This is a genomic window from Streptomyces sp. NPDC047453 (assembly GCF_040643155.1).
Lineage (GTDB): Bacteria > Actinomycetota > Actinomycetes > Streptomycetales > Streptomycetaceae > Streptomyces.
In genome coordinates this window covers 42,560-66,864 of sequence record NZ_JBEYTS010000004.1, presented here as the reverse complement: position 1 = coordinate 66,864, position 24,305 = coordinate 42,560, and the positions used below count along the sequence as shown (strand labels likewise).

The window sequence follows — 24,305 nt, the reverse complement described above, 5'->3', positions numbered from 1 at the left end:
AGGGTGACGAGAGCGCCTCGCGGGGCGGGTGAAGGGTGAGGTTCAGCGGGGTGCCGGGCCACTCGGCGGTCAGACCCGGATGACCTGCGGCCCGAGCAGGGAGTAGCGGTGTGCCTCGGTCGCCGGGAGCAGGGTGCTCGTCACGATCGCCTCCAACGCGCCGACTTCGGCGAACCGGCAGAAGCTGACCGCCCCGAACTTGGTGTGGACGCCCGCGAGCACCACCCGGCGCGCGGCTCTGACCGCCTGCGCCTTCACCTCGCTGACCGCCGGGTCGGGCGTGGTCAGACCGTGCTCGCGGGAGATTCCGTTGGCGCCGATGAACGCCAGGTCGATGACGAAACCGGACAGCATCCTCGTCGTCCAGTGGTCCACGGTGGCGAGGGTGCCGGAGCGGACCCGGCCGCCGAGCAGCAGCACGGAGATGGTGCCGGTCTCGGCGAGCGCGCCCGCGACCGGCAGGGAGGCGGTGACCACGGTCAGCGGCCGGTCCCGGGGCAGGGCCTCGGCGATGAGCTGCGGGGTGAAGCCCTCGTCGACGAAGACCGTTTCGGCGTCCCCGAGCAGTTCGGCGGCGGCGGTCGCCACCCGGCGCTTCTCGGGTACGTGGCTGGTGGCGCGGAAGGCCAGGGTGGTCTCGAAGCCGGCGCTCTCCACGGGGTAGGCGCCTCCGTGGGTACGGCGCACCAGACCGTGGTCCTCCAGAGAGCGCAGGTCCCGTCGCACGGTCTCCTTGGCCACGCCCAGGTCGGCGGCGAGCGCGGTGACGTCGACCGATCCGGAGGCACGCGCCAACCGCACGATCTCGCGCTGGCGCTCCTCGGCCGTCCCGTGGCTCATGGGTCGACCACCCGCTTCCTGGTCTCGATGCCCGTTCGGGCCCGGTGCGGCCCTTGCCGGATGTTCTACAGCGGGTGCGCGGTTCTGACCAGGCTTGTTTTGGGTTTACTCCTGCCCGTTTATGCCCGTTCGGCTCGGGTGGTGCCCGCCTCGGACCTGCACGGGGGCGCCCCGGGGCGTGGGAACGGGCAGCCCTGATGCCCGAATGCGAAGGCGGGCGGGCCCGTTCGGTGCCCGCCCGCCCTCGGAAGCGTCGATTTTCCGCCGGGTCAGTACGGCCAGATGGGCGGGTCCGTCACGAAGGGGCCGCCGATGTACACGTGGGCCTTGTTGTCCGGGGCGAGCTCGCCCTGCTCGGCGATCAGCTTCTCGGCGTACTGCTCCGAGTCGTCCCGCGGCTCGTAGCCGAGTGCCCGCGCGCTGGTCAGATCCAGCCACAGGCGGGTGTTGGCGGAGGCGCCGTGGACGACGGTGTGGCCCACGTTCTCGGCGGTCAGGGCCGCGTGGAAGAGGCGGGCGCCGTCGGCGGGGCTCATCCACATGGAGAGCATCCGCACACTGGTCGGCTCGGGGAAGCAGGAGCCGATGCGCACCGAGACGGTCTCCAGGCCGTGCCTGTCCCAGTAGAGCTGGGCGAGGTCCTCGCCGAAGGACTTGGACAGACCGTAGAAGGTGTCCGGGCGGCGCGGGGTCTCGATCGGCAGGAGCGGCTCACCGGGGCTGGGGTGCGGGGTGTGGCCCACCACGTGGTTGGAGGAGGCGAAGACGATCCGCCGCACGCCCTCCTCGCGGGCCGCCTCGTACAAGTGGTACGTGCCCTCGATGTTGGCCTTGAGGACCTTCTCGAACGGGGCCTCCAGGGAGATGCCCGCGAGATGGACGACCGCGTCGACGCCCCGGACGGCCTCGCGCAGGGCGTCCTGGTCGGAGAGGTCCGCGACGATCGCGTCCGGCTCGCCCTCGATGGGCCGCATGTCCAGCAGGCGCAGCTCGTAGCCGTACTCGGGCAGCAGGCCCCGCATCAGAGTGCCGAGCCCGCCGGCGGCGCCGGTGAGCAGAACGGTGCGGGGAGCGGGCATCCTCGGTCTCCTTGCGCGGGTCGGTCCTGTGTGTGGACGCGATTCACATGGATGGACACGCTATGAACAGTGTCCGTACCCCGTCAAGTGTGTCGTGAACTCGCGAAATCCGCTCCTGTGTTGCCGGTTTGCGCGCTTGACCTGCCCGAATGGGGGCTCCTAACGTGATCGCGTTCATGAACATGGACACTGCCCAGAAACGTGCACCCGCCCGGCTGATCGAGCGTGGCCGCGCGCTGCTCGACGAGGAGGAAGCGTGAAGACCTCGGCCTTCGTCTACCCCTGGGACGTCAACGGTGACCCCGAGGCGCCCGGCCGCCTGGCCGCCCTCGGAGTGGAGCAGGTGACGCTCGCCGCCGCCTACCACTCCACGCGCGCGCTGACCCCCCGCCACCCGCGCCACCGCGTGGTCACCGCCGAGCACGCCGCCGTGCTGTACTCGGTGGACGACCGCTGGGAGGGCCGGACGCTGCGCCCGTACCCGGCCGGCGACTGGGCGCCGGGCGACGCGTACGGCGAGGCGGCGGCGGCCCTGGCCGAGGCCGGGCTGGAGGTGCACACCTGGGTCGTCCTCGCGCACAACTCCCGCCTGGGCGCGGAGCATCCGGACACCTCCGTCGTCAACGCCTACGGCGACCGCTACCCGTGGGCGCCGTGCGTCGCCCAGCCCGCCACGCGCGCGTACCTGACCGAACTGGCCGCCGAGGCGGCCGTCCGGCCCGGGGCGCGCGGCACCGAGCTGGAGTCCCTCGGCTGGTACGGGCTCGCCCATCTGCACGCCCACGACAAGACCGCCGGGGTGGGGCTCGGGGACGCCGGGCAGTACCTGATGTCCCTGTGCTTCTGCCCCGCCTGCCGCGCCGGCTACGGCGAACAGGGCCTGGAATCTGAAGAGTTGGCGCGGGCCGTGCGGAGCGCGCTGGAACCGGTGTGGCAGGGGGCGCGCTCCGACGGCGGCTGGGCCGGTGTGGTGAAACTGCTCGGCGAGACCAGGGCGGACGCCACCCGCGCATGGCGCGACCACACCGCCCGCACCCTCCAGGAGGCGGCGGTCGCGGCGGTCCGCGTGGCGGCCCCCGACGGCTTCCAGGTCCTTCTGCACGCCGATCCGGTGTCCTACCACTGCGGCGCCAACGCCGGGGTCGACCCCGCCCACATCCTGTCCGTGGCGGACGGCGTGGTGGTCCCCTGCACGGGCGGTTCCGGCCCGCTGACCCCGTTCGCCGAGCAGGGCCGTCGGGACGCCGTCGTGGCCGCCAACTTCACGATCGTCTCCGGCATGGGCGGCAGCCCGGGCACCCTGGGCCGGGACATCGCCCGGGCGCGCGACCTGGGGGCGACGGAACTGCGGCTCTATCACGCCGGGTTGGCGTCGGACGTCGACTTGGCGGCGGCGCGCTCGGCGCTCGCGGGCCGCTGAAGCAGCGCCCCCGACGCCACCAGGAGTCCCAGGCCCAGGACGGTCAGCAGCACGGGGAGGCCGACGGCGCCGACCAGGGCGGCTCCCGCGGCCAGGCCGAGGACGTTGGGCACGAAGAGCAGGGTGTGGGCGGTGGCGGTCGCGCGGCCGAGCAACTGTGCCGGACTCTCGCGCTGGACCGCGGTGAGCGCGGCGATCAGTACGCAGGGCAGACCCGCGCCGATCGCCGCGCTGCACATCAGGGCCACCGGGTCGGACGGGATCGCGCGCAGGGCCACGCCGACGGCCGTGAGGGCGATGCCGCAGGCCGCGAAGCGGCGGCCGCCCAGGCGGCGCAGGGCCGCCCCGGAGGCGAGGCCGACCGCGACCGAGCCTGCGCCCTGGACGGCGTACAGCACCCCGGCGTACGCGGGCGCGCGGCCGAGGCCGTCGACGACGGCGTAGACCAGCGCGCCGTTCACCCCGGTCCACAGCATCGTGGCGCCGCCGGCCAGTACCAGGGGCCGCAGCCGCGGGTGGGACCACAGGTGGCGGGCGCCCTCGGCGGTCTGCGTACGCCAGGAGCCCTCGGGCCGGCGGGGCTTGTCCTCATGGATTCGCAGCAGCGCGTACAGACCGGCGGCGAGCAGGAACGTGGCCGCGTCGAGCAGGGCCACGCAGCGGCCGCCGTACGCCGCGTACAGGCCCGCGCCCGCCAGCGGGGCCAGCAGCTTCATGCCCTCGTTGGCGGTCATCCGCAGCCCGTTGAAGTCGCCGAGCAGCTTCGGGTCGACGGCGGTGGCGACGAGCGCCGACTGCGCCGCGTCCTCCACGACGCCCGTGGCGCCGTAGAGGAACAGCACCCCGTACAGCACCCAGACGCGGCCGGGGGAGTCGACGGTGAGGAGGGCGAGCAGGAGCGCCGCCAGCAGCAGGTTCGCGGCGATCAGCAGAGGGCCGCGGCGGGCGCGGTCGGCGAGCGTGCCGAGCGCCGGGCCGGCCAGGGTCGGCGCCCACATCGCCAGCAGGCACAGCGCGGCCAGCCCGTTCGAGCCGGTGAGGTCCTTGACCCACACCCCCGAGGCCAGCCACAGCGCCGACGTGCCGAAACCCGAGACCACCACAGCGGCCAGACACAGCCCCGCCGCGCGGTCCCGCAGCACCCGAACCAGGGTCCATTCCGTCGTCATACCGCCCGATCGTCGCCCTAAGGCCCCACCCCACGGATCCGTCGGGTGCCGTAGAACCCGGGCCCGCCCGGCGGACGATCCGCCGGCGGTCGTGAGTCATGTCACGGGGGCGTGGGCGGGTGGCGAGCGGCGGGGCCGGGGCCTGAGCGTGGGTGTCGAGTTCCGGTCGGACGGGTTGTGCCAGGAGCTGTCGGTCGCGCCGCCGGGGCGTGGTCGGGTACCGGCGGTCCCGTTCCGGAGCGGTTCGTGGCGGGCGGTCCTCGCCGGTGGGTCGGCGGGGGTCCCGGCGTGGGCCCTGGCCGCCAGGTCGCCGTGCCGTGGGCGATGAGTTTTGGGGGCGGCGGCGGTCCACCTCCTGTACGTAAGAGCAGGAGTGGAGGAGCGATGACCGACACGATCCTTGATCTCGGTCCGCAGGCCCGTCTCGTGGCGCGGCTTGCCGAGGGTGTGCGTGAGGAGCAGCTCGGCGCGGTGACACCGTGCCCGGACTATGCGGTGCGCAACCTGCTGGGACACCTGATCGGCCTGGCGGTGGCCTTCCGGGACGCGGGCCGCAAGGACTTGGGCGCCACGACCGACACCAGCCCCGACGCCGCCGCGCCTGACCTCGGCCCCGGCTGGCGCGAGGAGCTGCCCAAGGCCCTCGACGAGCTCGCCGAGGTCTGGCGCGACCCGGCCGCCTGGACCGGCATGACCCGCGCGGGCGGCGTGGACCTGCCGGGCCAGGTCGCCGGGGCGGTGGCCGCCGACGAACTGGTGATCCACGGCTGGGACCTGGCCCGGGCCACCGGCCAGGACTACGAGCCCGACCCCGCCGCACTGCGGGCGTCGTACGGCTTCCTGCGCGCGGCGGCCGACGACCCGAACAGCGGCAACGGCCCGTTCGGACCCGTCGTCCCCGTCCCCGAGGACGCCCCGCTGCTCGACCGGGCGGTGGGCCTGAGCGGCCGCGATCCCGGCTGGAAGCCCTGAACGGCCGAGGGACGGCAAGCACCAGTCCGAACACGAGCCGATCTTCCCGGAGTTGCGGCGGCACACGCTTTCGGCCGCCGTGATCCCGGCCCCTCATGCCCCGCCACCGCACGCAGCGGTCGCGGGGCTTCTTCGGGCCGCTCGGCGCCCAGTCTCCGCGCGAGACAGCCCTGCCACGTGCGTCGTCACCCGTGGCGCGGAGGCAGGCCCACAGGCCGTGCGCACGCTCCTCGGCGGTCCGCGGCCGGCCTCCCGGCCGTCGGCACCCCCGCCGAACCGCATCGCGAAGGCGAACACCCGACGCGTCTTACCACCCCCCACCCGCCGCCGAGTTCGCCCGCCCCGCACCCGCCGTTCCCCGGCGCGATTTCCTGTGTCGGAGGCATTGACGAAACCTCGGACCTCTCTTACCTTCATCGCGTCGTACTTCGTACGTCATATATGAGACGCGATACGCGAGATCAGAAACTCGCGATCCGAGCCGTGATGTGATCGACGAGATCCGAGAGGCGCGCATGACCTCTGTGCCCACGCCGATCCCCTCCCGCACGCAGGTCGTGCTGGAAGGGATCAAACACCGCATCCTCACCGGGCGGCTGACACCCGGTCAGGCCCTGGTCGAGACCGAACTCGCCGCTCAGTTCGGGGTGTCCAAGACACCGGTGCGCGAGGCGCTGAAGACCCTGGCCGGCACCGGACTGGTCGTGATGAACCAGTACAAGGGCGTCACGGTGCGCGAAGTGGACGCGGACATGGCACGCGAGGTCTACGACGTGCGGCTGCTGCTGGAGCCCGAGGCGCTCAGGCGCTCGGTGCGCCGCGGCGCCTCCCTGGACGCCGCCCGCGACGCGCTGAAGCAGGCCGCCGAGGCCGCCGACACCGCCGAACGCTCCCTCGCCAACCGCGAGTTCCACCGCGCCCTCTACCTGCCCTGCGGCAATCCGCTGCTCGGCCGGATGCTCGACGAGGTCCGCGACCAGGCCGCCCTCGTCTCCGCCGTCGCCTGGTCCGCCGACCCCTCCTGGGACCGGGAGGCCACCGAGCACCGGGAGATCCTGCGGCTTGCCCTGGAGGGTGACGTGGACGGCGCGGCCCGCGCCCTCCACGCCCACATCGTGTCGTTCGTGCAACGGGCCTTCCCCTCAGCGGAGTCGAAGGCCCAGGGAGAGGACGGTCAGGCATGACAACGGCGTTCGAGACCCAGCGGGCGGCCCTGGCCGACGTGGTGGCGATCCCGGTGACCCCGTTCACCGAGGACGGCGGCGTCGACAGCGCCACCTACCGGGCCCTGCTGCGCCGTCTGCTCGACGGCGGCATCACGACGCTCACGCCCAACGGCAACACCGGCGAGTTCTACGCCCTCACCCCCGAGGAGCGGCAGCAGGTCACCGAGATGACCGTCGAGGAGACCGGGGACCGGGCGAACATCCTGGTCGGCGTCGGCCACGACGTGCCCACCGCGGTCGCCTCCGCCCGGCAGGCCCACGAGCTGGGCGCGCAGATGGTCATGGTCCACCAGCCCGTGCACCCCTACGTCTCCCAGGGCGGCTGGGTCGACTACCACCGCGCGATCGCCGAGGCCGTGCCCGAGCTGGGCGTCGTCCCCTACATCCGCAACGCCCAGCTGCCCGGCGCCCGCCTGGCCGAACTCGCCGACGCCTGCCCGAACGTCATCGGCGTCAAGTACGCCGTACCGGACGCCAGCCGCTTCGGCGCCTTCGCCCGCGACGCGGGCCTGGACAGGTTCGTGTGGGTCGCCGGCCTCGCCGAGCCCTACGCCCCCTCCTACTTCTCCGCCGGCGCCACCGGCTTCACCTCCGGCCTGGTCAACGTCGCCCCGGCCGTCTCCGTCAGCATGCTCCAGGCGCTCAGGGCCGGCGACTACCCGGCCGCGATGAAGGTCTGGGAGCGGATCCGCCGCTTCGAGGAGCTGCGCGCGGCCAACGGGTCCGCGAACAACGTCACCGTCGTCAAGGAGGCCCTCGCCGCGCTCGGCCTGTGCCGCCGGGACGTGCGCCCGCCGAGCAAGCCGCTGCCGGAGAGCGAACGCGCCGAGGTCGCCGCCATCGCCGCCGGGTGGTCGATATGAGTGCCCGGCCGGGCGACAGGCGCCCGGAGGACCTGCGCAGCCACCAGTGGTACGGCACCGACGGCCTGCGCTCCTTCAGCCACCGCGCCCGGACCCGCCAGCTCGGCTACCTGCCCGAGGAGCACCTGGGCAAGCCGGTCGTCGCGATCCTCAACACCTGGTCCGACATCAACCCCTGCCACGTCCACCTGCGCGACCGCGCCCAGGCGGTCAAGCGCGGGGTGTGGCAGGCGGGCGGCTTCCCGCTGGAGTTCCCGGTCTCCACGCTCAGCGAGACCTTCCAGAAGCCGACCCCGATGCTCTACCGCAACATGCTCGCCATGGAGACCGAGGAGCTGCTGCGCTCCTACCCGGTCGACGGCGCCGTCCTGATGGGCGGCTGCGACAAGTCCACCCCCGCCCTCCTGATGGGCGCCGCGAGCGTCGACCTGCCCACCGTCTTCGTGCCCGCCGGGCCCATGCTGCCCGGCCACTGGCGGGGTGAGGTCCTCGGCTCCGGCACCGACATGTGGAAGTACTGGGACGACAAGCGGGCCGGCCTGATCGGCGACTGCGAGATGGCCGAGCTGGAGAGCGGCCTGGCCCGCTCGCCCGGCCACTGCATGACCATGGGCACGGCCTCCACGCTGACCGCCGCCGCCGAGGCCCTCGGCGTGACCGTCCCCGGCGCCTCCAGCATCCCGGCCGTGGACTCCGGGCACGACCGGATGGCGGCCAGGGCGGGCATGACGATCGTCGAACTCGTCCGCGCGGACCGGAGACTGAGCGAGATCCTGACCCGCGAGGCGTTCGAGGACGCGGTCACCACCGTCCTCGGGCTCGGCGGCTCCACCAACGCCGTGATCCACCTGATCGCCATGGCGGGCCGCGCGGGCGTCCGGCTCACCCTCGACGACTTCGACCGCATCGCCCGCACCGTCCCGGTCCTCGCCAACGTCCGCCCCGGCGGCCGGACGTACCTCATGGAGGACTTCCACTTCGCCGGCGGCCTGCCCGGCTTCCTCTCCCGCATCCCGGACCTGCTCCACCTGGACCGGCCGACGGTGTCGTACGACACCCTGCGCGAACAGCTCGCCGGTGCGCAGGTGCACGACGACGACGTGATCCGGCCCCGCGGCAACCCGGTCGCGGACGAGGGCGGCGTGGCGGTGCTGCGCGGCAACCTCTGCCCGGACGGCGCCGTCGTCAAGCACATCGCCGCCGAGCCGCACCTGCTCAAGCACACCGGGCCCGCCGTCGTCTTCGACGACTACCGGACCATGCAGCGCACCATCAACGATCCCTCGCTCGGCATCACCGCCGACAGCGTGCTCGTGCTGCGCGGCTCCGGCCCCAAGGGCGGACCCGGAATGCCCGAGTACGGCATGCTGCCCATCCCCGATCACCTGCTCAAGCAGGGCGTGCGGGACATGGTCCGGATCTCCGACGCCCGCATGAGCGGCACGAGTTACGGCGCCTGCGTGCTGCACGTCGCCCCCGAGAGCCACGTCGGCGGACCGCTGGCGCTGGTGCGCACGGGCGACCCGATCACCCTCGACGTCGAGGCCCGCACTCTCCGACTCAACGTGGGCGACGAGGAGTTGGAACGCCGCAGGGCCGAGTGGACGCCGCCGCCCGCGCGTTACGAGCGCGGCTACGGCGCCCTGTACTCCGAACAGATCACCCAGGCCGACACCGGCTGCGACTTCGAGTTCCTGGCCCGGCCCGGGAAGGTGCCGGACCCGTACGCCGGGTAGCCGGCCCGGCCCGCCCGGAACGAACTGCCCCACCCCTGCCCCCTCAGCCGAAGTGCTTCACCCACGTGTGGATAGCAAGCGCTTCCTATGGACTGCCGCACTGCCCCACTCCGAGGAGAACAGTCATGGCCCAAGCCGCAGCCGTGGCGAAACCGCCCGCGCCACCCCGGCGGCGCCGTGCCTCCGCCACGCCGCGCAGGCTTCCGTACCTGCTGATCGCCCCGGCCGCCCTGCTCATGCTGGGCTTCATCGCCTAGCCGGTGCTCAGCGCCTTCTACTACAGCCTGCAGAACTACAACCCCACCAAGCCGTGGCGGAACGGATACGCGGGCTTCGACAACTTCGTCCACGCCTTCACCCAGGACCCCCAGTTCTGGGACACGCTGATCTTCAGCGCCAAGTGGGTGGTCGTCGAGGTCGGGCTGCAACTGCTCTTCGGACTCGCCCTCGCCCTGATCGTCAACCAGACCTTCGTGGGCCGCGGGCTCGGCCGGGCCCTGGTGTTCTCCCCGTGGGCCGTCTCCGGCGTGCTCACCTCCGCGATCTGGGTGCTGCTCTACAACTCCCAGACCGGCATCACCCGTTACCTCGCCGACATGGGCATCGGCTCCTACGGCACCAGCTGGCTGTCGGACACCTCCACCGTGTTCCCGGCGGCGGTGGTCGCCGACCTGTGGCGCGGGGTGCCCTTCTTCGCCATCCTCATCCTCGCCGACCTCCAGTCCGTCTCGACGGACCTGTACGAGGCCGCCGAGGTCGACGGGGCGAGCCGGCTCAAGCAGTCCTGGCACATCACCCTGCCCCATCTGAAGGCCATCGTCCTGTCCACGCTGCTGCGCGCGGTGTGGGAGTTCAACAACGTCGACCTGCTCTACACCCTCACCGGCGGGGGACCGGCCGGCGAGACGACCACCCTGCCGCTCTACATCGCCAACACCAGCGTCGACGAGCACAACTTCGGCTACGCCTCCGCCCTGACCACGGTGGCGTTCGTCATCCTGCCCTTCTGCTCGATCGTCTATCTGCGGCTGAGCAAGTTCGGAGGTGAGAAGTGATCACCGAGATCGCGCCCGCGCCACACCCTCTACGTCGACCCGCACGGCCGCGGCGACTTCACCCAGGTGCAGGCCGCGGTGAACGCGGCCGCGGGCGGCGGCTGGACCCTGGTCCTCGCGCCGGGCACCTACCGGGAGGCCGTCTCCGTGGACGCCACCCGCACCGACATGACCTGGATCGGCGCCACCGGCGACGCCCGCGACGTGGTGATCGTGTACGACAACGCGGCCGGCACACCCAGACCCGACGGCGGCACCTACGGCACCAGCGGATCGGCCACCACGACCGTCCAGGCGGACGGCTTCACCGCCCACCGGGTCACCTTCGCCAACGACTGGCTGCGCGCGGACCACCCCGGTGTCAGCGGCACCCAGGCCGTCGCCGCCAAGGTGCAGGGCGACCGCTCGGCGTTCTGGCACTGCCGCTTCCTGGGCCACCAGGACACCCCGTACGCCGACACCAGGACCCTGTCCGCCTTTGCCCGCCACTACTACGCCCACTGCCACATCGAGGGCGACGTCGACTTCGTCTTCGGCCGGGCGACCGCGGTGTTCGAGCACTGCCACTTCCGCGCGCTGGACCGCAGCGACCTGGCGGCGGCACCGTACGGCTTCGTCTTCGCGCCCTCCACCGCGGTCGCCAACCCGCGCGGCTACCTGGTCACGCACGGCCGCGTCACCAGCCGGGCCCCGGACGGCGGCTACAAGCTCGCCCGCCCCTGGGTGCCCAGCTCGGACACGACCGCCCGCCCGATGCTGACCGTCCGCGACACCTGGCTCGGCGCGGGCATCGACACGGTTACGCCATACGCCAACATGTCGGACGCGTACCCCTGGAAGGACCAGCGTTTCGCCGAGTACCGCAACTCCGGCCCCGGCGCGCGGATCACCGGCCCGGCCGACCGCCCCCAGCTCACCCGCGCCGAGGCCCGGACGGCGACCCGGGAGGCGTACCTCGACGACTGGACGCCGTGGCGGGGGCGCTGACGGCGCGTGACCGGTCGAGATGAACGGCGGGTGGCGCAGGCGAATTGTCCGCAGGGGCACATCACGCGCGCGCCCGTTGTCACCCGGTGTCGGCCCGCAGCGACAGCACCACCTCGTCGATCTCCTCGCCGCGCGCCTCGGCGAACCCCCGGGCCCGCGCGGACTCCCGGAAGCCGCACTTGGCGAGCACCCGCAGCGAGCCGGCGTTGTCCGCCGCCGCCCGCGCGTACAGCGGGCGTTCGGGGACCTCGGCCAGCAGGGCGCGCAGCGCGGCCGTGGCGACGCCGCGGCCCCAGTAGGCGCGGTCCACCCAGTAGGTGACCTCGCGCTCGCCCGGCTCGCCGTAGACGGCGGCGCTGCCGACCACGTCACCGTCCAGCAGGACGGTGCGCAGCACGACGGACGAGGCGCGCAGCCTTCGCCAGTGCGCCTCGAAAGCCTCGTGGTCGGCCGGGTCCTTCGGGGTGAAGGCGGCCATTCGCAGCGCCTCCGGGTCGTTCATCTGCCGGAAGAACACCGGCAGGTCGCTGTCGTGGACCTCGCGGAGTACGACCTCCATGTGTCACAGCCTCCGGGTGGCGAGCGTCAGTCGGTCACGGGCGTCGAAGAGAGCATCCTTCACCATCTGCTCGTGCGCCGGCGTCAGGCGTGCCACCGGGACCGAGCAGCTGACCGCGTCCCGGGCCGGGGTGCGGTACGGGATCGCCACCCCGAAGCAGCGCAGGCCCAGGGTGTTCTCCTCGCGGTCGACGGCGTACCCCTGTTCGCGGATCTGATGCAGTTCCTCGATGAGCCGCTCGCGGTCGGTGATGGTGTGCTCCGTCAGCGCGGGCAGCGTCTCGGGGAGCATCTTGCGCACCTGCTCGTCCGTGTACGTGCTCAGCAGCGCCTTGCCCAGCGAGGTGGAGTGGGCGGGCAGGCGGCGGCCGACCCGGGTGAAGGGGCGCAGATAGTGCTGCGACTGGCGGGTGGCCAGGTAGACGACGTTCGTGCCGTCCAGACGGGCGAGGTGGATCGTCTCGGTGGTGTCGTCGGACAGCCGGTCCAGCGTGGGACGGGCCGCCGCGACCACCTCGTCGCCGTCGATGTAGGAGGTGCCGACGAGCAGCGCCCGCACGCCGATGCCGTAGCGCGTGCCGGTGGCGTCGGTCTCCACCCAGCCCAGCTCGACGAGTGTGCGGAGCAGCATGTACAGGCTGGACTTGGGATAGCCGACGGCCTCCTGGACCGCGGCCAGCGAGTGCATACCGGGTCGGCCGGCGAAGAACTCGAGCAACTCCACGGTCCGTACCGCGGACTTGACCTGCGCACCGCCGCCTGCGTCGCCTGCCGACATCGCCCTGGACCCCTTCGTTCGACGAGAAGCTGGAGATATAGTCTCCGACAGTGTATTCATCATCAGAGACGGCGTTCAGCATATCGAACGCCCTGGTGGTGACCCGAATCCGGCCGACCGTAGAGACCGGCCGGATACTGCGGCAAGACATGTGGAGGGATCCGCGGTGGCAGCACCAGTCTGGAGTGTCGACCCCCGTACCGGGAAGCAGCGGGAACAGGTTGCGGTGGAGGCCACAGCGCAGGAGGTGGACGCCGTCGTGCGGGCCGCGCACGAGGCGCGCGGGGCGCTCGCCGGCCGCGCCGTCCGCGCGGCCTTCCTGCGCTCCGCCGCCGACCGGCTGGAAGGTGCCCGGGACCGGCTCGTCGAGGCCGCCGACGCCGAGACCGCGCTCGGACCGGTCCGGCTCACCGGCGAACTGGCCCGGACCTGTTACCAGTTGCGGGCCTTCGCGGACATCGTCGACGAGGGCGCCTTCCTCGACGTGATCATCAACCACCCCGACGCCACCGCGGCCCCGCCGATCCCGGACCTGCGCCGCTTCAAGGTGCCGCTCGGGGTCGTCGCCGTCTACTCCGCCTCCAACTTCCCCTTCGCCTTCTCGGTCGCCGGCGGCGACACCGCGAGCGCGCTCGCCGCGGGCTGCCCCGTCGTCGTCAAGGCGCACCCCGACCACCCGGCACTGTCCGAACTGGTCGCCAGGGTGCTGCGCGGAGCGGCGGCGCACCACGGCGTCCCCGAGTCCGTGATCGGTCTCGTCCACGGCTTCGAGGCGGGCGTCGAACTCGTCGGGCACCCGCTGGTGGCGGCCGCCGGCTTCACCGGTTCCGTGCGCGGCGGCCGGGCCCTGTTCGACGCGGCGGCCGCGCGGCCGGCGCCGATCCCGTTCCACGGCGAGCTGGGGTCGCTCAACCCGGTCCTCGTCACCGAGGCGGCGGCCGCCGAGCGGGCCGAGGCCATCGGGACCGGGCTGGCCGGGTCGATGACGATGGGGGTCGGGCAGTTCTGCGTGAAGCCCGGACTGGTCCTCGTGCCGTCCGGAGCCGCGGGCGACGGCCTGGTCAAGTCGCTCACCGACGCCGTCAGCGACACCGACCCGGGCGTCCTGCTCGACCACCGGATGCGCGACAACTTCCTCGCCGGCATCGCCGAGCGCTCCGCACTGCCCGGCGTCGAGTCGCCGGTCACCCCGGGCGCGGGAGGCGAGCACTCGGTCAGCGCGGGCTTCCTGACCGTCCCGGCCGAGAAGCTCACCGAGGACGGGGAGCACGACGTGCTCCTGGAGGAGTGCTTCGGACCGGTCACCGTGGTCGCCCGCTACGAGGACGAGACCGAGGCCGAGGCCGTCCTGTCGCGGCTGCCCGGCAACCTCAGCGCGACCGTGCACCTGTCCACCGAGGAGGCGGCCGGCCAGGGACGCGGCGCCGAACTGCTCGCCCGGCTCACCCCGCTCGCCGGACGCGTGCTCGTCAACGGCTGGCCGACCGGTGTCGCGGTGGCCCCGGCCCAGCACCACGGCGGCCCTTACCCCGCGACGACCTCGACGTCCACCTCCGTCGGCGGCACGGCGATCGAGCGGTGGATGCGCCCGGTGGCGTACCAGAACGCCCCGGAGGCGCTGCTCCCGCCCGAGCTGCGCGACGACAATCCGCTCGGCCTGCCTCGCCGCTTCAACGGCCACCTGGAGCGCTGACCCCGCACAGCACGGAACCGGATCGCCGGGCCTCCGCGTCCTCCCTCGCATGATCGACAACAGTGCGGGCGGACGCCTGGTGATCCGTACGGCCGTACCCGCCGAGGCGGAGGCCGTCTCCGACCTGATGGTGCGCGCGCGGTCCACGTACTACCCGGACGGCATCCCGGACGCCGACGCAGACTGGACCGCGCGATGGCACGAGGCCATCGCGCGCCCCGACGGCCATGTGCTGTGCGCCGTCGACCAGGGCCGCATCGTCGGCATCGCCTCCTTCCGCACCCCACCGGACGGCCCCGAGGACACGGTCATGCTGTTCCAGTTCCACGTCGACCCCGGCCACTGGCGCTCGGGCATCGGCACGGCGCTGCACGCGGCCTGCGTCGAGCAGTGGCGCACCGACGGCAGGCGGACGGCCGTCCTGGAAGTGCACACCGGCAACGAACGGGCGCAGCGCTTCTACGCCCGGCAGGGCTGGACCCCGGATCCGCTGCGGCCCGCCGACGAGGACGGCCGCCATCTGTGGCTGCGCTACACGGTGACCGGGGAATGAAACCCGCTGATTGAACGTTCACGGACCCGGCGGAGGGCGTCCACCTCCGCTTCCGTACGAGCGGGAGAGAGCCGAGAGCATGCGCGTCGAGATCTGGTCGGACATCGCCTGTCCCTGGTGCTACGTCGGGAAGGCGCGCTTCGAGAAGGCACTCGAGGCCTTCCCGCACCGGGAGCAGGTCGAGGTGGTGCACCGGTCGTTCGAGCTGGATCCGGGGCGGGCCAAGGACGACGTGCAGCCGGTGATCACCATGCTCACCAAGAAGTACGGGATGAGCGAGGCCCAGGCGCACGACGGCGAGGAGAACCTGGGACGGCAGGCCGCCGCCGAGGGGCTCGCGTACCGCACCCGGGGCCGGGACCACGGCAGCACCTTCGACATGCACCGCCTGCTGCACCTCGCCAAGGAGCACGGCAGGCAGAGCGAGTTGCTGGACGCGCTCTACCGGGCGAACTTCGCCGAGGAGCGGTCCGTCTTCACCGAGGGCGACGAGCGGCTGGTGGAGCTGGCCGTCGCCGCCGGGCTCGACGCCGACGCCGCCCGGAAGGTGCTCGCCGACCCCGACGCCTACGCCGCCGAGGTCCGCGCCGACGAGCGGGAGGCCGCGCAACTCGGTGCCTCCGGGGTGCCGTTCTTCGTGCTCGACCGGAAGTACGGCGTCTCCGGTGCCCAGCCCGCCGACGTCTTCACCCAGGCCCTCACCCAGGCATGGGGCGAACGCTCGCCACTGACCCTCCTCCAGGGCGGCGACGCGGACGGGGACGCCTGCGGCCCGGACGGATGCGCGGTGCCGCGGAGCTGAGCGGCGAGGACGAACCGCAGGTCGGGGTGGACGCATAAGGGATCCTTCGGAGCACTCCGCAGAAACGCGCGATGGACAGGGGCCGCGACGGGCCGCACAGTGGGCCCATGGAAACCTTCGAGACCCTCGTCCGCGCCGAGTTCGCCCCGAAGACCACCTATCTGAACAGCGCGACCCTCGGTCTCCTGCCCGCCCGTACGGTGGAGGCCCTGGGCACCGCCGTGGCGGCGGCCGCCGCCGGGCAGCCGACCGACATGTTCGCCGACGTCGAGGCCGCCCGCGCCTCCTTCGCCCGGCTGATGAAGGTGCCGGACCGGCGCGTGGCGGCCGGCGCCTCCGTCGCCGTCCACACCGGGCTGATCGCCGCCGCACTGCCCGAGGGCGCCGAAGTGCTCACCATCGAGGGCGACTTCAGCTCCCTGGTGAACCCCTTCCACATCCGCCGGGATCTGAAGGTGCGCAGCGCACCGTTGGAGCGGATCGCCGAGGCGGTACGGCCCGGCACGGCCCTGGTCGCGGTGAGCGCCGCGCAGTCGGCCGACGGCCGCGTCGCCGACCTGCCCGCCATCCGCGCGGCCGCGCGCGAGCACGGCGCGCGCGTGTACGTCGACGCCTCCCAGGCCGCCGGCTGGCTGGACCTCGACGCGGACGCCTACGACTACGTCAGCGCTGTCGCCTTCAAGTGGCTCCTGTGCCCTAGAGGCGTGGCCTTCCTGGTCGTCCCCGACGACCTCGGCGGCCTCGACCCGCTGTTCGCGGGCTGGGTGGCGGGAGAGCGGCCCTGGGACAGCTGCTACGGCCCCGTCGAGGAACTCGCCCACTCCGCCCGGCGGTTCGACGAGAGTCCCGCCCTCTTCTGCTACGCGGGCGCCCGCCGTTCACTCGAACTCGTCGAGGAACTCGGGGTGTCCGCCGTACGCGCCCACGACCTCGCGCTCGCCGACCGCTTCCGTGCCGGGCTGCGCTCCCTCGGCCACGAACCGGTCCGGGCGCCGGGCTCCCCGATCGTCGCCGTGCCCGGACTCGGCGCCCGCCAGGGAGAGTTGAGCGCCAAGGGCATCGAGGTATCCCAGCGCGCGGGCAATCTGCGGGCCGCGTTCCACCTCTACAACACGCCCGCCGACGTCGACCGCCTGCTGGACGCGCTGGCCGGCTGAGGCCGCCACCGGGATCCGGACACGGGCCGGGGCCTCCCGTCCCACACGAGGAGGCCCCGATCCGTATCACCCACGGGTCACCGCACCGGGGTGAAGTCCCGCGCCCCGATGAACTCCGGACGCCGTACCGGCGCCGAGAACGGGTCCACCGCCGCGTTCTCCACGCTGTTGAAGACGATGAACACGTTGCTGCGCGGGAACGGCGTGATGTTGTCGCCGGAGCCGTGCATGCAGTTGCAGTCGAACCAGGTGGCCGAACCGGCCCTGCCCGTGAACAGCTTGATGCCGTACTGCCCGGCCATTGCGGTCAGCGCCTCGTCGGACGGCGTGCCCGCGTCCTGCATCTGAAGCGACTTCTTGTAGTTGTCCTTCGGCGTGGCCCCCGCACAGCCGAGGAACGTCCGGTGCGACCCCGGCATGATCATGAGGCCGCCGTTGGTGTCGTAGTTCTCGGTCAGCGCGATCGAGACGGACACCGTCCGCATGTTCGGCAGGCCGTCCTCGGCGTGCCAGGTCTCGAAGTCCGAGTGCCAGTAGAAGCCGCTGGCCCCGAAGCCCGGCTTGACGTTGATCCGCGACTGGTGGACGTACACGTCCGAGCCGAGGATCTGCCGGGCCCGTCCGACGACGCGCTCGTCCCGTACCAGCCCGGCGAACACCTCGCTGATCCGGTGCACCTCGAAGACCGAGCGGATCTCCTTGGACGTCGGTTCCACGATGGAGCGTTCGTCGGCCCGGATCGCCGGGTCGCCCACCAGCCGGTCCAGCTCCCGCCGGTAGACGGCGACCTCGTCCTCGGTGATCAGCTGGTCGACGGCGAGGAAGCCGTCGCGCTCGAACGACTGGAGGCCGGCGGCGTCGAACGGTCCGGGCGTGTCGGGGGAGCCCCAGACGACCGGGTCCTGGCGGGGAGTGGTCACCTCGGTGGCGCCGCGGGTGGGGTACAGGTCGGTGACGTTGCTCATGGTGGTGTTCACACCTCCTCGGGCTCGGTGAGCAGGGGGTAGACGCCGTTCTCGTCGTGGTCCTCCCGGCCGGTGACGGGCGGGTTGAACACGCAGATGCAGCGGAAGTCCTCCTTGACGCGGAGCGTGTGCCGCTCGTGGCCGTCGAGGAGGTACATGGTCCCGGGCGTGATCGTGTAGGTCTTCCCGGTCTCGTGGTCGGTCAGCTCGGCCTCGCCCTCGACGCAGACGACGGCCTCGATGTGGTTCGCGTACCACATCGACGTCTCCGTACCCGCGTACAGGATCGTCTCGTGCACGGAGAAGCCGACCTTCTCCTTGGCGAGAACGATGCGCTTGCTCTCCCAGGTGCCGGACGCGGCCTTCACATGCCGGTCGGTGCCTTCGATGTCCTTGAACGAACGGACGATCACGGTGGTACGCGCCTCCTTGCGTCGATTTTCCGGTGTTCCGGTGTTGCGGTGTTCTGGTGCTCCGCCGCTCGGTGGTCAGGCGGTCTCGCGGACCGCGCGGGCGAGGACGCTCATGCCCTCGTCCAGCTCCTCGGGGGTGATGGTCAGCGCCGGCAGCAGCTTGACGACCTCGCCCTGCGGGCCGGACGTCTCGACCAGCAGCCCGAGGTCGAAGGCGCGCCGCGCGATCCGCCCGGCCCGCTGCGGGTCGTGGAACTCCAGGCCCCACACCAGGCCCCGGCCCCGGTACTCGCTGACGTCCGCGAGGTTCTCCTCGGTGATCGAGATCAGCCACTGCTCGAGCAGCTCACCGCGGGCGCGGGTCTGCTTCTCCATCGCCGAGCCGTCCGTCCAGTAGGCCTCCAGGGCGGCGGTGGCCGTGACGAACGCCGGGTTGTTGCCGCGGAAGGTGCCGTTGTGCTCGCCCGGCTCCCACACGTCCAGCTCCGGCCGGAACAGGCACAGCGACATCGGCAGGCCGTAGCCGCTGATGGACTTGGAGACGGTGACGATGTCGGGCACGATGCCGGCCTCCTCGAAGGAGAAGAAGGCCCCGGTGCGCCCGCACCCCATCTGGATGTCGTCGACGATCAGCAGCATGTCCTGCCGCTCGCACAGCTCCTTGAGCGCGCGCAGCCACTCCGGCCGGGCGACGTTGATGCCGCCCTCGCCCTGCACGGTCTCGACGATCACGGCGGCCGGCTTGTTCAGACCGGAGCCCTGGTCCTCCAGCAGCCGCTCGAACCACAGGAAGTCCGGGACCTTGCCGTCGAAGTAGTTGTCGAACGGCATGGGCGTGCCGTGCACGAGCGGGATGCCGGCGCCGGCCCGCTTGAAGGCGTTCCCGGTGACGGCCAGGGAACCCAGCGACATGCCGTGGAAGGCGTTGGTGAACGACACGATCGCCTCGCGCCCCTTGACCTTGCGGGCCAGCTTCAGCGCCGACTCCACGGCGTTGGTGCCGGTCGGGCCCGGGAACATCACCTTGTACGGCAGGTCGCGCGGGCGCAGGACCAGGTTCTGGAAGGTCTGGAGGAACGTGCGCTTGGCGGTGGTCGACATGTCGAGCCCGTGGGTGACCCCGTCGCGCTCCAGGTAGTCGATCAACGCCCGTTTCAGTACGGGGTTGTTGTGGCCGTAGTTGAGCGAGCCTGCGCCCGCGAAGAAGTCGAGGTACTCGTGGCCGTCCTCGTCGTACATGCGGCTGCCGCGCGCCTGGTCGAAGACGGTGGGCCAGCCGCGGCAGTAGCTGCGCACCTCGGACTCCAGGGTCTCGAAGACGCTCAGGTCGGGCTGGGTGATGGTCACGACGAATCGCTCCTCGGTGGGGGAGGGAGAGGGAGGCGGGGGAGGGAGAGGTGGCCGGGGGAGGGAGAGGTGGCCGGGGGCCGGAGAGCCGGAGGGGGAGCGGTCAGAAGGAGAGTGGACCGATCCGGTGGAGGACCTCGGGGTCGTGCGGCCCGTCCGGGAACTGCTCGGCCCCGAACAGGACCTCGCGCTCGACCGTGGCGCCGTGCCGGGCGGCGTAGGAGGTGAAGAGCCGCTCGGAGGCGGTGTTGCCCGGGGTGATCGTGGTCTCCACGGAGGTGAGCCCGCGCTCGGCGGCGACCCGGGAGGTGAGCGCGTCGAGCAGCCGGGCGGCCAGGCCCCGGCCTTGGTGGCCGGCGTCCACCGCCACCTGCCATACGAGCAGGGTGTGCGGGCGGTCGGGCCGCACGTATCCGGTGACGAAACCGACCGGCTCGCCGTCGGCGTCGCGCGCCACCGCGGACGTGGCGGCGAAGTCGCGGCACCAGAGGAGATAGCTGTACGAGGAGTTCACATCGAGCGTCCCGGATTCCTTCGCGAGCCGCCAGAGTGCGGCGCCGTCGGCGGGGGCGGGACGCTCGATGCGGAGCGCCTCGGGCAATTCTGTGTGGGGGGAATGCAGGTCTGCTTGGGCGGCAGTCATGTGGAATGAACTTACCGAGCAGAATTCAAAATTGCATCGCCCTGAAGCCTTACGTGAACCGGACTCGTGTGTTATCGCGCGGGCGCGTGATCGCGCGAGAGGGCGGCGATGTGAGTGGGTTTGTCCGTAATTTACTGGGCAAAAGGGTCGCTTTTGTGGAGTGCGTCACAGTCGCATAACGCTGCCGGGGGCCTTCGAATTGCGTCGCCGAGCCTTCATGAAATCTCTGCGTTTAGGCCCGGGGAAACGGGGCAGAAGAATATGGGAAGCTGTCCAGAATTGAATTCCCGAATTGCCTCACCGGCAAGCCCCGTTAATCCCGTCCATCCGCTTCTGGAGAATGCGGGCCCGCCATTGTGCCGGGCGTAGTCCTCGATCGTGCCGTCCATATGTTCACGAACACCACCACATCCCGGTCCCCGGCCGGCCCGCCGCCCGCGCGCCTACGGCCGCCAGGTCTCCGCGACCGCGTTCCGGGCTGCCGTGACGTCCACGGTCGTGCCGAGGCCGGTCAGGGCGGCGCCCAGGGCCGTCAGGGCGGCCTCGACCACGTCCCGGGTGGCGTCCGTCCCGTAGTGGTTGACGCGGATCATCTCCTTGGCGAGCGGGCCGCCGCCCGCGGCCAGGGGCAGGGTGGGGCCGGCCGCCAGGGCGCGGGCCACCAGCTCGGAGGCGTCGATGCCCGACGGGGCCCGCAGAGTGGTGGCGACCGGGGCCGCCTCGGACGCCTCGTGCACGTACGGCTCCAGGCCTCCGCCGAGGGCGTGCGCACCCGCGCGGGTGGCCGCGGCGGCGCGGCGGTGGCGGTCCATCACCGCGTCCAGGCCGGCCGCCTCGATGCGTTCGAGACAGGCCTCGAGCGCCAGCATCTCCAACTGCGCGGGCGCGTGCAGCAGCGCCTTGCGGCCGCCGTCGATCCAGCGCTCCTTCCAGTCCAGCAGGGACAGGTAGGAGCGGCGCGGCGCCTGCGGGTTCGCCGCCATCCGGGCCCAGGCGCGCTCGCTGACCGTCACCGCCGACACCCCGGCCGGGCCGCCCATCGCCTTCTGCGCCCCGATCACGCACAGGTCCACACCCCACGCGTCCGGCAGCACCGGTTCCGCGCCGACCGAGGCCACGGCGTCCAGGTAGAACAGGGCCCCCTGCTCCGACACGGCCTTGCCGATCTCCGCGACCGGATTGGTGTTGCCGGTCGCCGCCTCCGCGTGCACCAGCGACACGAAGTCGATCTCCGGGTGCTCGGCGAAAGCCTCCCTGACCTGGTCCGCCGTGGCTGCCGTGTGGTACGGCACCGACAGGTCGTACACCGTCGCGCCGCAGTCGCGCAGCCAGTTGCCGAACGTCTGCCCGTACGGCCCGGTGATCACGTTCAGCGCGGTCGTGCCGGGGCCGGCCGTCCCCCTGATCGCGCCCTCCAGCGGCAGCAGCGCCTCGCCCTGCGTGATCACGACATCCTGCTCGGTGCCCAGCAGTCGCGCCACCCGGTCCTCGATCGAGGCGAATCGGTCGGCGCTCAGCGGAGCGAGGTCCAGGAACGGGTTCGTCACGGCGGTGCTCTCTTCGTACGGGCGAGGGTGAACGCGTCGAGCGTAGTCGGCGGGTCTGCCCCGCTTTCACCCGGTGACCCCGGACCGGGTGGTCCGCCGCGGGCACCGGCTCATTAAGGTGCGGTGCATGAGCGATCACGCGGTGCTGCACGTGAAGGGTCGGGTGCTCGTCGGCCCGGACGAGGACCAGGTCCGGGACGAGCTGTGGGTGGTGGGCGGCCGGATCTCCTACGACCGCCCCGCCGGCGCCACCGACGTGACGACCGTCGAGGGCTGGGTGCTGCCCGGACTGGTCGACGCGCACTGCCACGTCGGCCTCGACGAGCACGGACCGGTGCCCGACGACGTCTCGGAGAAGCAGGCGCTCACCGACCGCGAGGCCGGCACCCTCCTCCTCCGGGACGCGGGCTCGCCCTCGGACACCCGCTGGATCGACGAGCGCGAGGACCTGCCGAAGATCATCCGCGCGGGCCGCCACATCGCCCGCACCCGCCGCTACATCCGCAACTACGCCTGGGAGATCGAGCCGGAGGACCTGGTCGCCTACGTCGCCCAGGAGGCCCGGCGCGGCGACGGCTGGGTCAAGCTGGTCGGCGACTGGATCGACCGCGACCTCGGCGACCTGTCGGCCTGCTGGCCGCGCGAGGCGGTCGAGGCGGCGATAGCGGAGGCCCACCGCCTGGGCGCGCGCGTCACGGCCCACTGCTTCGCGGAGGACTCCCTCCGGGACCTGGTCGAGGCGGGCATCGACTGCATCGAGCACGCCACGGGCCTGACCGAGGACCTGATCCCGCTGTTCGCCGAACGCGGCGTCGCGATCGTCCCCACCCTCGTCAACATCGCCACCTTCCCTGGCCTCGCCGACGGCGGCGAGGCCAGGTACCCGCGCTGGTCGGCCCATATGCGCCGCCTGCACGAACGCCGCTACGACACCGTCCGCGCCGCCCACGACGCCGGCATCCCGGTCTACGTCGGCACCGACGCCGGCGGCTCCCTGCCCCACGGCCTGGCGGCCGCCGAGGTGGCCGAACTGGTCACGGCCGGCATCCCGCCGCTCGAAGCCCTCTCGGCGACGACCTGGGGCGCCCGGACCTGGCTGGGCCGCCCCGGCCTCGACGAGGGCGCCCCCGCCGACCTCGTCGTCTACGACGAGGACCCGCGCGCGGACGTCCGCGCCCTGGCGGCACCACGACGGGTGGTCCTGAACGGCCGCGTGACGGGCTGAGAACCGGACGTTGACGTGTGACGTCACCGATTTCGGGGGCGTGCGCGCCGATGCGGGCGCCGGGGTGATGGTCCGTGCGCTCGTACACGGAGGAGGTGCACGAGGGGCGGATGGGAACGTCCGTGCCGGGAGAATCGAAAGGACGGACGGAAACCCCACGAAGGGGTGAAGTCACGCTGGATCGCTGACCGTTCACCCTCAGTACGTAATTCTTACCGGGTCCCAAGCATTCCTTTCTGGGGGTCCCACACCTTGAACGGCAACAACTTCCGCATGTCCGCCCGCCGTTGCGCCACCGCCGCCGCGGCCACCGTCCTGGCCGCCGGCCCGGTGACGCTGGCCGGCGCGGGCTCCGCGCACGCGACCGGTGGGCAGGAGGGTCACGCGAGCGCCTCCGTCCTGCGCACCGGGCTGGACGTGTCCCTGCTCAACAAGACGGTGAACGTCCCACTCGCCGTCTCCCTCAACGAGGTCGAGGCACCGCAGAGCGCGCAGCAGACGGCACTGACCGCCCGTCTCGACGGCGTCGACGGCGGGAAGCCCTTCAGCGTGATCCGCGCGGACGTGGCGAAGACCGACGCGACCGTCTCCGCGGACAAGGCGGAGGGCATGGTTCAACTGGCCCACGCCCGCATCCACGTCCCCGGCCTGCCCCTGCTGTCCCTGATCGAGGTCGACCAGGTCACGTCCAAGGCGACCTGCGAGGCCGGCGAGTCCCCGGTGGCGAGCAGCAACGTCCTGGGCTCCGTGAGGGTGCTCGGCAAGAGGGTGACGCTCACCGCCGGCGGCACGACCGATGTCCGTGTCCCCGGCGTCGGCGAGGTCCGCCTGGACCTCTCGAAGCGCGAGACGACCTCCCGCACGGCCGCGGCGACGGCCCTGGAACTCAAGGTCTCCGTCAACCCGCTCAAGCTGAACGTGGCCGAGGTGGAGGGCACGGTCACCCTGGCCAAGGCGACGTGCGAGTCCCCGACGGCGCCGGAGAAGGAGGCGGTCCCGCCCGCCGACCAGGGCGGCGACGACAAGCCTCAGGGCGGCGACGAGGGTGGCGACGACAAGCCTCAGGGCACCGACGAGAAGCCCCGGAGCAGCGACGTGAAGCCCCAGAGCGCCGATGTGAAGCCGCAGGCCGCACCCGAGAAGAAGACCGTCGACCTCGCGGAGACGGGCGGCAGCTCCCTCACCCCCTACCTGGCGGCGGGCTCCGCCGTCCTGCTGGCGGCGGGTGGAGGCGCGCTGGCCGTGGCACGCCGGCGCCGGGGCTGACGGCCCGGACC

Annotated in this window: 21 protein-coding genes and 2 pseudogenes; 13 read left to right on the top strand and 10 right to left on the bottom strand. The window is 72.2% G+C overall.

The window, feature by feature from the left end; all coding sequences use genetic code 11:
• Window positions 1-69: 69 nt before the first annotated feature.
• Window positions 70-840 carry a DeoR/GlpR family DNA-binding transcription regulator gene (locus ABZ818_RS05810; RefSeq protein WP_361411312.1) on the bottom strand — a complete coding sequence of 257 codons (771 nt, stop codon included), beginning with the start codon at window positions 838-840 and terminating at the stop codon, window positions 70-72.
• Between the two features lie 269 nt (window positions 841-1,109).
• A complete protein-coding gene (locus ABZ818_RS05805; protein WP_361411310.1) occupies window positions 1,110-1,919 on the bottom strand; it encodes an NAD(P)-dependent oxidoreductase in 810 nt (269 codons plus the stop codon).
• Between the two features lie 256 nt (window positions 1,920-2,175).
• On the opposite strand from ABZ818_RS05805, the gene ABZ818_RS05800 reads away from it, so the two are divergent.
• Window positions 2,176-3,339 carry a hypothetical protein gene (locus ABZ818_RS05800; RefSeq protein WP_361411308.1) on the top strand — a complete coding sequence of 388 codons (1,164 nt, stop codon included), beginning with the start codon at window positions 2,176-2,178 and terminating at the stop codon, window positions 3,337-3,339.
• Here ABZ818_RS05800 and ABZ818_RS05795 read toward each other — a convergent pair.
• Window positions 3,276-4,508, bottom strand: a complete 1,233-nt coding sequence (locus tag ABZ818_RS05795) for an MFS transporter (protein WP_361411306.1) — start codon at window positions 4,506-4,508, stop codon at window positions 3,276-3,278. The genes ABZ818_RS05800 and ABZ818_RS05795 overlap by 64 nt on opposite strands.
• 384 nt (window positions 4,509-4,892) lie before the next feature.
• Between ABZ818_RS05795 and ABZ818_RS05790 the strand changes: the two genes are divergently transcribed.
• The 6 genes and pseudogenes from ABZ818_RS05790 to ABZ818_RS05765 all read left to right on the top strand — a co-directional run.
• Window positions 4,893-5,480 (top strand): TIGR03086 family metal-binding protein, encoded by a 588-nt coding sequence (locus tag ABZ818_RS05790; protein ID WP_361411304.1) that lies wholly within the window; start codon window positions 4,893-4,895, stop codon window positions 5,478-5,480.
• A gap of 515 nt (window positions 5,481-5,995) precedes the next feature.
• Complete coding sequence (locus tag ABZ818_RS05785) at window positions 5,996-6,664, top strand: GntR family transcriptional regulator (RefSeq protein ID WP_361411302.1); 669 nt, start codon at window positions 5,996-5,998, stop codon at window positions 6,662-6,664.
• Window positions 6,661-7,569 carry a dihydrodipicolinate synthase family protein gene (locus tag ABZ818_RS05780; RefSeq protein ID WP_361411300.1) on the top strand — a complete coding sequence of 303 codons (909 nt, stop codon included), beginning with the start codon at window positions 6,661-6,663 and terminating at the stop codon, window positions 7,567-7,569. Before ABZ818_RS05785 ends, ABZ818_RS05780 begins: the two co-directional genes overlap by 4 nt.
• Entirely contained in the window at window positions 7,566-9,305 is a 1,740-nt protein-coding gene (gene araD / locus ABZ818_RS05775; RefSeq protein ID WP_361411298.1) for an L-arabinonate dehydratase, read from the top strand. The genes ABZ818_RS05780 and araD overlap by 4 nt, the downstream gene beginning before the upstream one ends.
• Window positions 9,306-9,430: 125 nt before the next feature.
• A pseudogene (locus ABZ818_RS05770) lies at window positions 9,431-10,360 on the top strand (sugar ABC transporter permease).
• A 24-nt stretch (window positions 10,361-10,384) separates the two neighbouring features.
• Window positions 10,385-11,347, top strand: a pseudogene (locus ABZ818_RS05765) (pectinesterase family protein); the annotation flags it as partial.
• A 79-nt stretch (window positions 11,348-11,426) separates the two neighbouring features.
• Here ABZ818_RS05765 and ABZ818_RS05760 read toward each other — a convergent pair.
• Both ABZ818_RS05760 and ABZ818_RS05755 read right to left on the bottom strand, forming a co-directional pair.
• The gene (locus ABZ818_RS05760) at window positions 11,427-11,906 is read right to left on the bottom strand and encodes a GNAT family N-acetyltransferase (protein WP_361411296.1); all 480 of its coding nucleotides are present in this window, start codon (window positions 11,904-11,906) and stop codon (window positions 11,427-11,429) included.
• Between the two features lie 3 nt (window positions 11,907-11,909).
• Complete coding sequence (locus ABZ818_RS05755; RefSeq protein ID WP_141362132.1) at window positions 11,910-12,683, bottom strand: IclR family transcriptional regulator; 774 nt, start codon at window positions 12,681-12,683, stop codon at window positions 11,910-11,912.
• A 166-nt stretch (window positions 12,684-12,849) separates the two neighbouring features.
• Here ABZ818_RS05755 and ABZ818_RS05750 point away from each other — a divergent pair, with 166 nt between their 5' ends.
• The 4 genes from ABZ818_RS05750 to ABZ818_RS05735 all read left to right on the top strand — a co-directional run bounded on the left by ABZ818_RS05750 (window position 12,850) and on the right by ABZ818_RS05735 (window position 16,888).
• A complete protein-coding gene (locus tag ABZ818_RS05750; RefSeq protein WP_361411294.1) occupies window positions 12,850-14,376 on the top strand; it encodes an aldehyde dehydrogenase (NADP(+)) in 1,527 nt (508 codons plus the stop codon).
• Window positions 14,377-14,425: 49 nt separating this feature from the next.
• Window positions 14,426-14,929, top strand: coding sequence for a GNAT family N-acetyltransferase (locus tag ABZ818_RS05745; RefSeq protein ID WP_361411292.1), 504 nt, complete (start codon window positions 14,426-14,428; stop codon window positions 14,927-14,929).
• Window positions 14,930-15,008: 79 nt separating this feature from the next.
• Window positions 15,009-15,731 (top strand): DsbA family oxidoreductase, encoded by a 723-nt coding sequence (locus ABZ818_RS05740; RefSeq protein WP_361411290.1) that lies wholly within the window; start codon window positions 15,009-15,011, stop codon window positions 15,729-15,731.
• 107 nt (window positions 15,732-15,838) lie between these two features.
• Window positions 15,839-16,888: an aminotransferase class V-fold PLP-dependent enzyme gene (locus tag ABZ818_RS05735; protein WP_361411288.1), complete on the top strand. Its 1,050-nt coding sequence runs from the start codon at window positions 15,839-15,841 to the stop codon at window positions 16,886-16,888.
• Window positions 16,889-16,965: 77 nt separating this feature from the next.
• Here ABZ818_RS05735 and thpD read toward each other — a convergent pair whose 3' ends face one another.
• From thpD to ABZ818_RS05710, 5 genes are all read right to left on the bottom strand, one after another.
• On the bottom strand, window positions 16,966-17,865 hold the full coding sequence (thpD, locus tag ABZ818_RS05730; RefSeq protein WP_361411286.1) for an ectoine hydroxylase: 900 nt from the start codon (window positions 17,863-17,865) through the stop codon (window positions 16,966-16,968).
• Window positions 17,862-18,266 (bottom strand): ectoine synthase, encoded by a 405-nt coding sequence (locus ABZ818_RS05725; protein ID WP_361411284.1) that lies wholly within the window; start codon window positions 18,264-18,266, stop codon window positions 17,862-17,864. The genes thpD and ABZ818_RS05725 overlap by 4 nt, the downstream gene beginning before the upstream one ends.
• Before the next feature lie 75 nt (window positions 18,267-18,341).
• A complete protein-coding gene (ectB, locus tag ABZ818_RS05720; RefSeq protein ID WP_361411282.1) occupies window positions 18,342-19,613 on the bottom strand; it encodes a diaminobutyrate--2-oxoglutarate transaminase in 1,272 nt (423 codons plus the stop codon).
• A 103-nt stretch (window positions 19,614-19,716) separates the two neighbouring features.
• Complete coding sequence (gene ectA / locus ABZ818_RS05715; protein ID WP_361411280.1) at window positions 19,717-20,256, bottom strand: diaminobutyrate acetyltransferase; 540 nt, start codon at window positions 20,254-20,256, stop codon at window positions 19,717-19,719.
• Between the two features lie 443 nt (window positions 20,257-20,699).
• Window positions 20,700-21,803 carry an aminotransferase class V-fold PLP-dependent enzyme gene (locus ABZ818_RS05710; protein WP_361411278.1) on the bottom strand — a complete coding sequence of 368 codons (1,104 nt, stop codon included), beginning with the start codon at window positions 21,801-21,803 and terminating at the stop codon, window positions 20,700-20,702.
• Window positions 21,804-21,930: 127 nt separating this feature from the next.
• Here ABZ818_RS05710 and ABZ818_RS05705 point away from each other — a divergent pair, with 127 nt between their 5' ends.
• Both ABZ818_RS05705 and ABZ818_RS05700 read left to right on the top strand, forming a co-directional pair.
• The gene (locus ABZ818_RS05705; protein WP_361411276.1) at window positions 21,931-23,028 is read left to right on the top strand and encodes an amidohydrolase family protein; all 1,098 of its coding nucleotides are present in this window, start codon (window positions 21,931-21,933) and stop codon (window positions 23,026-23,028) included.
• A 252-nt stretch (window positions 23,029-23,280) separates the two neighbouring features.
• Window positions 23,281-24,294, top strand: a complete 1,014-nt coding sequence (locus tag ABZ818_RS05700; RefSeq protein ID WP_361411274.1) for an SCO1860 family LAETG-anchored protein — start codon at window positions 23,281-23,283, stop codon at window positions 24,292-24,294.
• Window positions 24,295-24,305 lie beyond the last annotated feature (11 nt).

What these genes read in the sequence shown, in the direction of transcription:
- ABZ818_RS05810 (WP_361411312.1), bottom strand. Translation starts at nt 840, where the DNA reads ATGAGCCACGGGACGGCCGAGGAGCGCCAGCGCGAGATCGTGCGGTTG.
- ABZ818_RS05805 (WP_361411310.1), bottom strand. Translation starts at nt 1,919, where the DNA reads ATGCCCGCTCCCCGCACCGTTCTGCTCACCGGCGCCGCCGGCGGGCTC.
- ABZ818_RS05795 (WP_361411306.1), bottom strand. Translation starts at nt 4,508, where the DNA reads ATGACGACGGAATGGACCCTGGTTCGGGTGCTGCGGGACCGCGCGGCG.
- ABZ818_RS05790 (WP_361411304.1), top strand. Translation starts at nt 4,893, where the DNA reads ATGACCGACACGATCCTTGATCTCGGTCCGCAGGCCCGTCTCGTGGCG.
- ABZ818_RS05785 (WP_361411302.1), top strand. Translation starts at nt 5,996, where the DNA reads ATGACCTCTGTGCCCACGCCGATCCCCTCCCGCACGCAGGTCGTGCTG.
- ABZ818_RS05780 (WP_361411300.1), top strand. Translation starts at nt 6,661, where the DNA reads ATGACAACGGCGTTCGAGACCCAGCGGGCGGCCCTGGCCGACGTGGTG.
- araD (WP_361411298.1), top strand. Translation starts at nt 7,566, where the DNA reads ATGAGTGCCCGGCCGGGCGACAGGCGCCCGGAGGACCTGCGCAGCCAC.
- ABZ818_RS05760 (WP_361411296.1), bottom strand. Translation starts at nt 11,906, where the DNA reads ATGGAGGTCGTACTCCGCGAGGTCCACGACAGCGACCTGCCGGTGTTC.
- ABZ818_RS05755 (WP_141362132.1), bottom strand. Translation starts at nt 12,683, where the DNA reads ATGTCGGCAGGCGACGCAGGCGGCGGTGCGCAGGTCAAGTCCGCGGTA.
- ABZ818_RS05745 (WP_361411292.1), top strand. Translation starts at nt 14,426, where the DNA reads ATGATCGACAACAGTGCGGGCGGACGCCTGGTGATCCGTACGGCCGTA.
- ABZ818_RS05740 (WP_361411290.1), top strand. Translation starts at nt 15,009, where the DNA reads ATGCGCGTCGAGATCTGGTCGGACATCGCCTGTCCCTGGTGCTACGTC.
- ABZ818_RS05735 (WP_361411288.1), top strand. Translation starts at nt 15,839, where the DNA reads ATGGAAACCTTCGAGACCCTCGTCCGCGCCGAGTTCGCCCCGAAGACC.
- ectA (WP_361411280.1), bottom strand. Translation starts at nt 20,256, where the DNA reads ATGACTGCCGCCCAAGCAGACCTGCATTCCCCCCACACAGAATTGCCC.
- ABZ818_RS05705 (WP_361411276.1), top strand. Translation starts at nt 21,931, where the DNA reads ATGAGCGATCACGCGGTGCTGCACGTGAAGGGTCGGGTGCTCGTCGGC.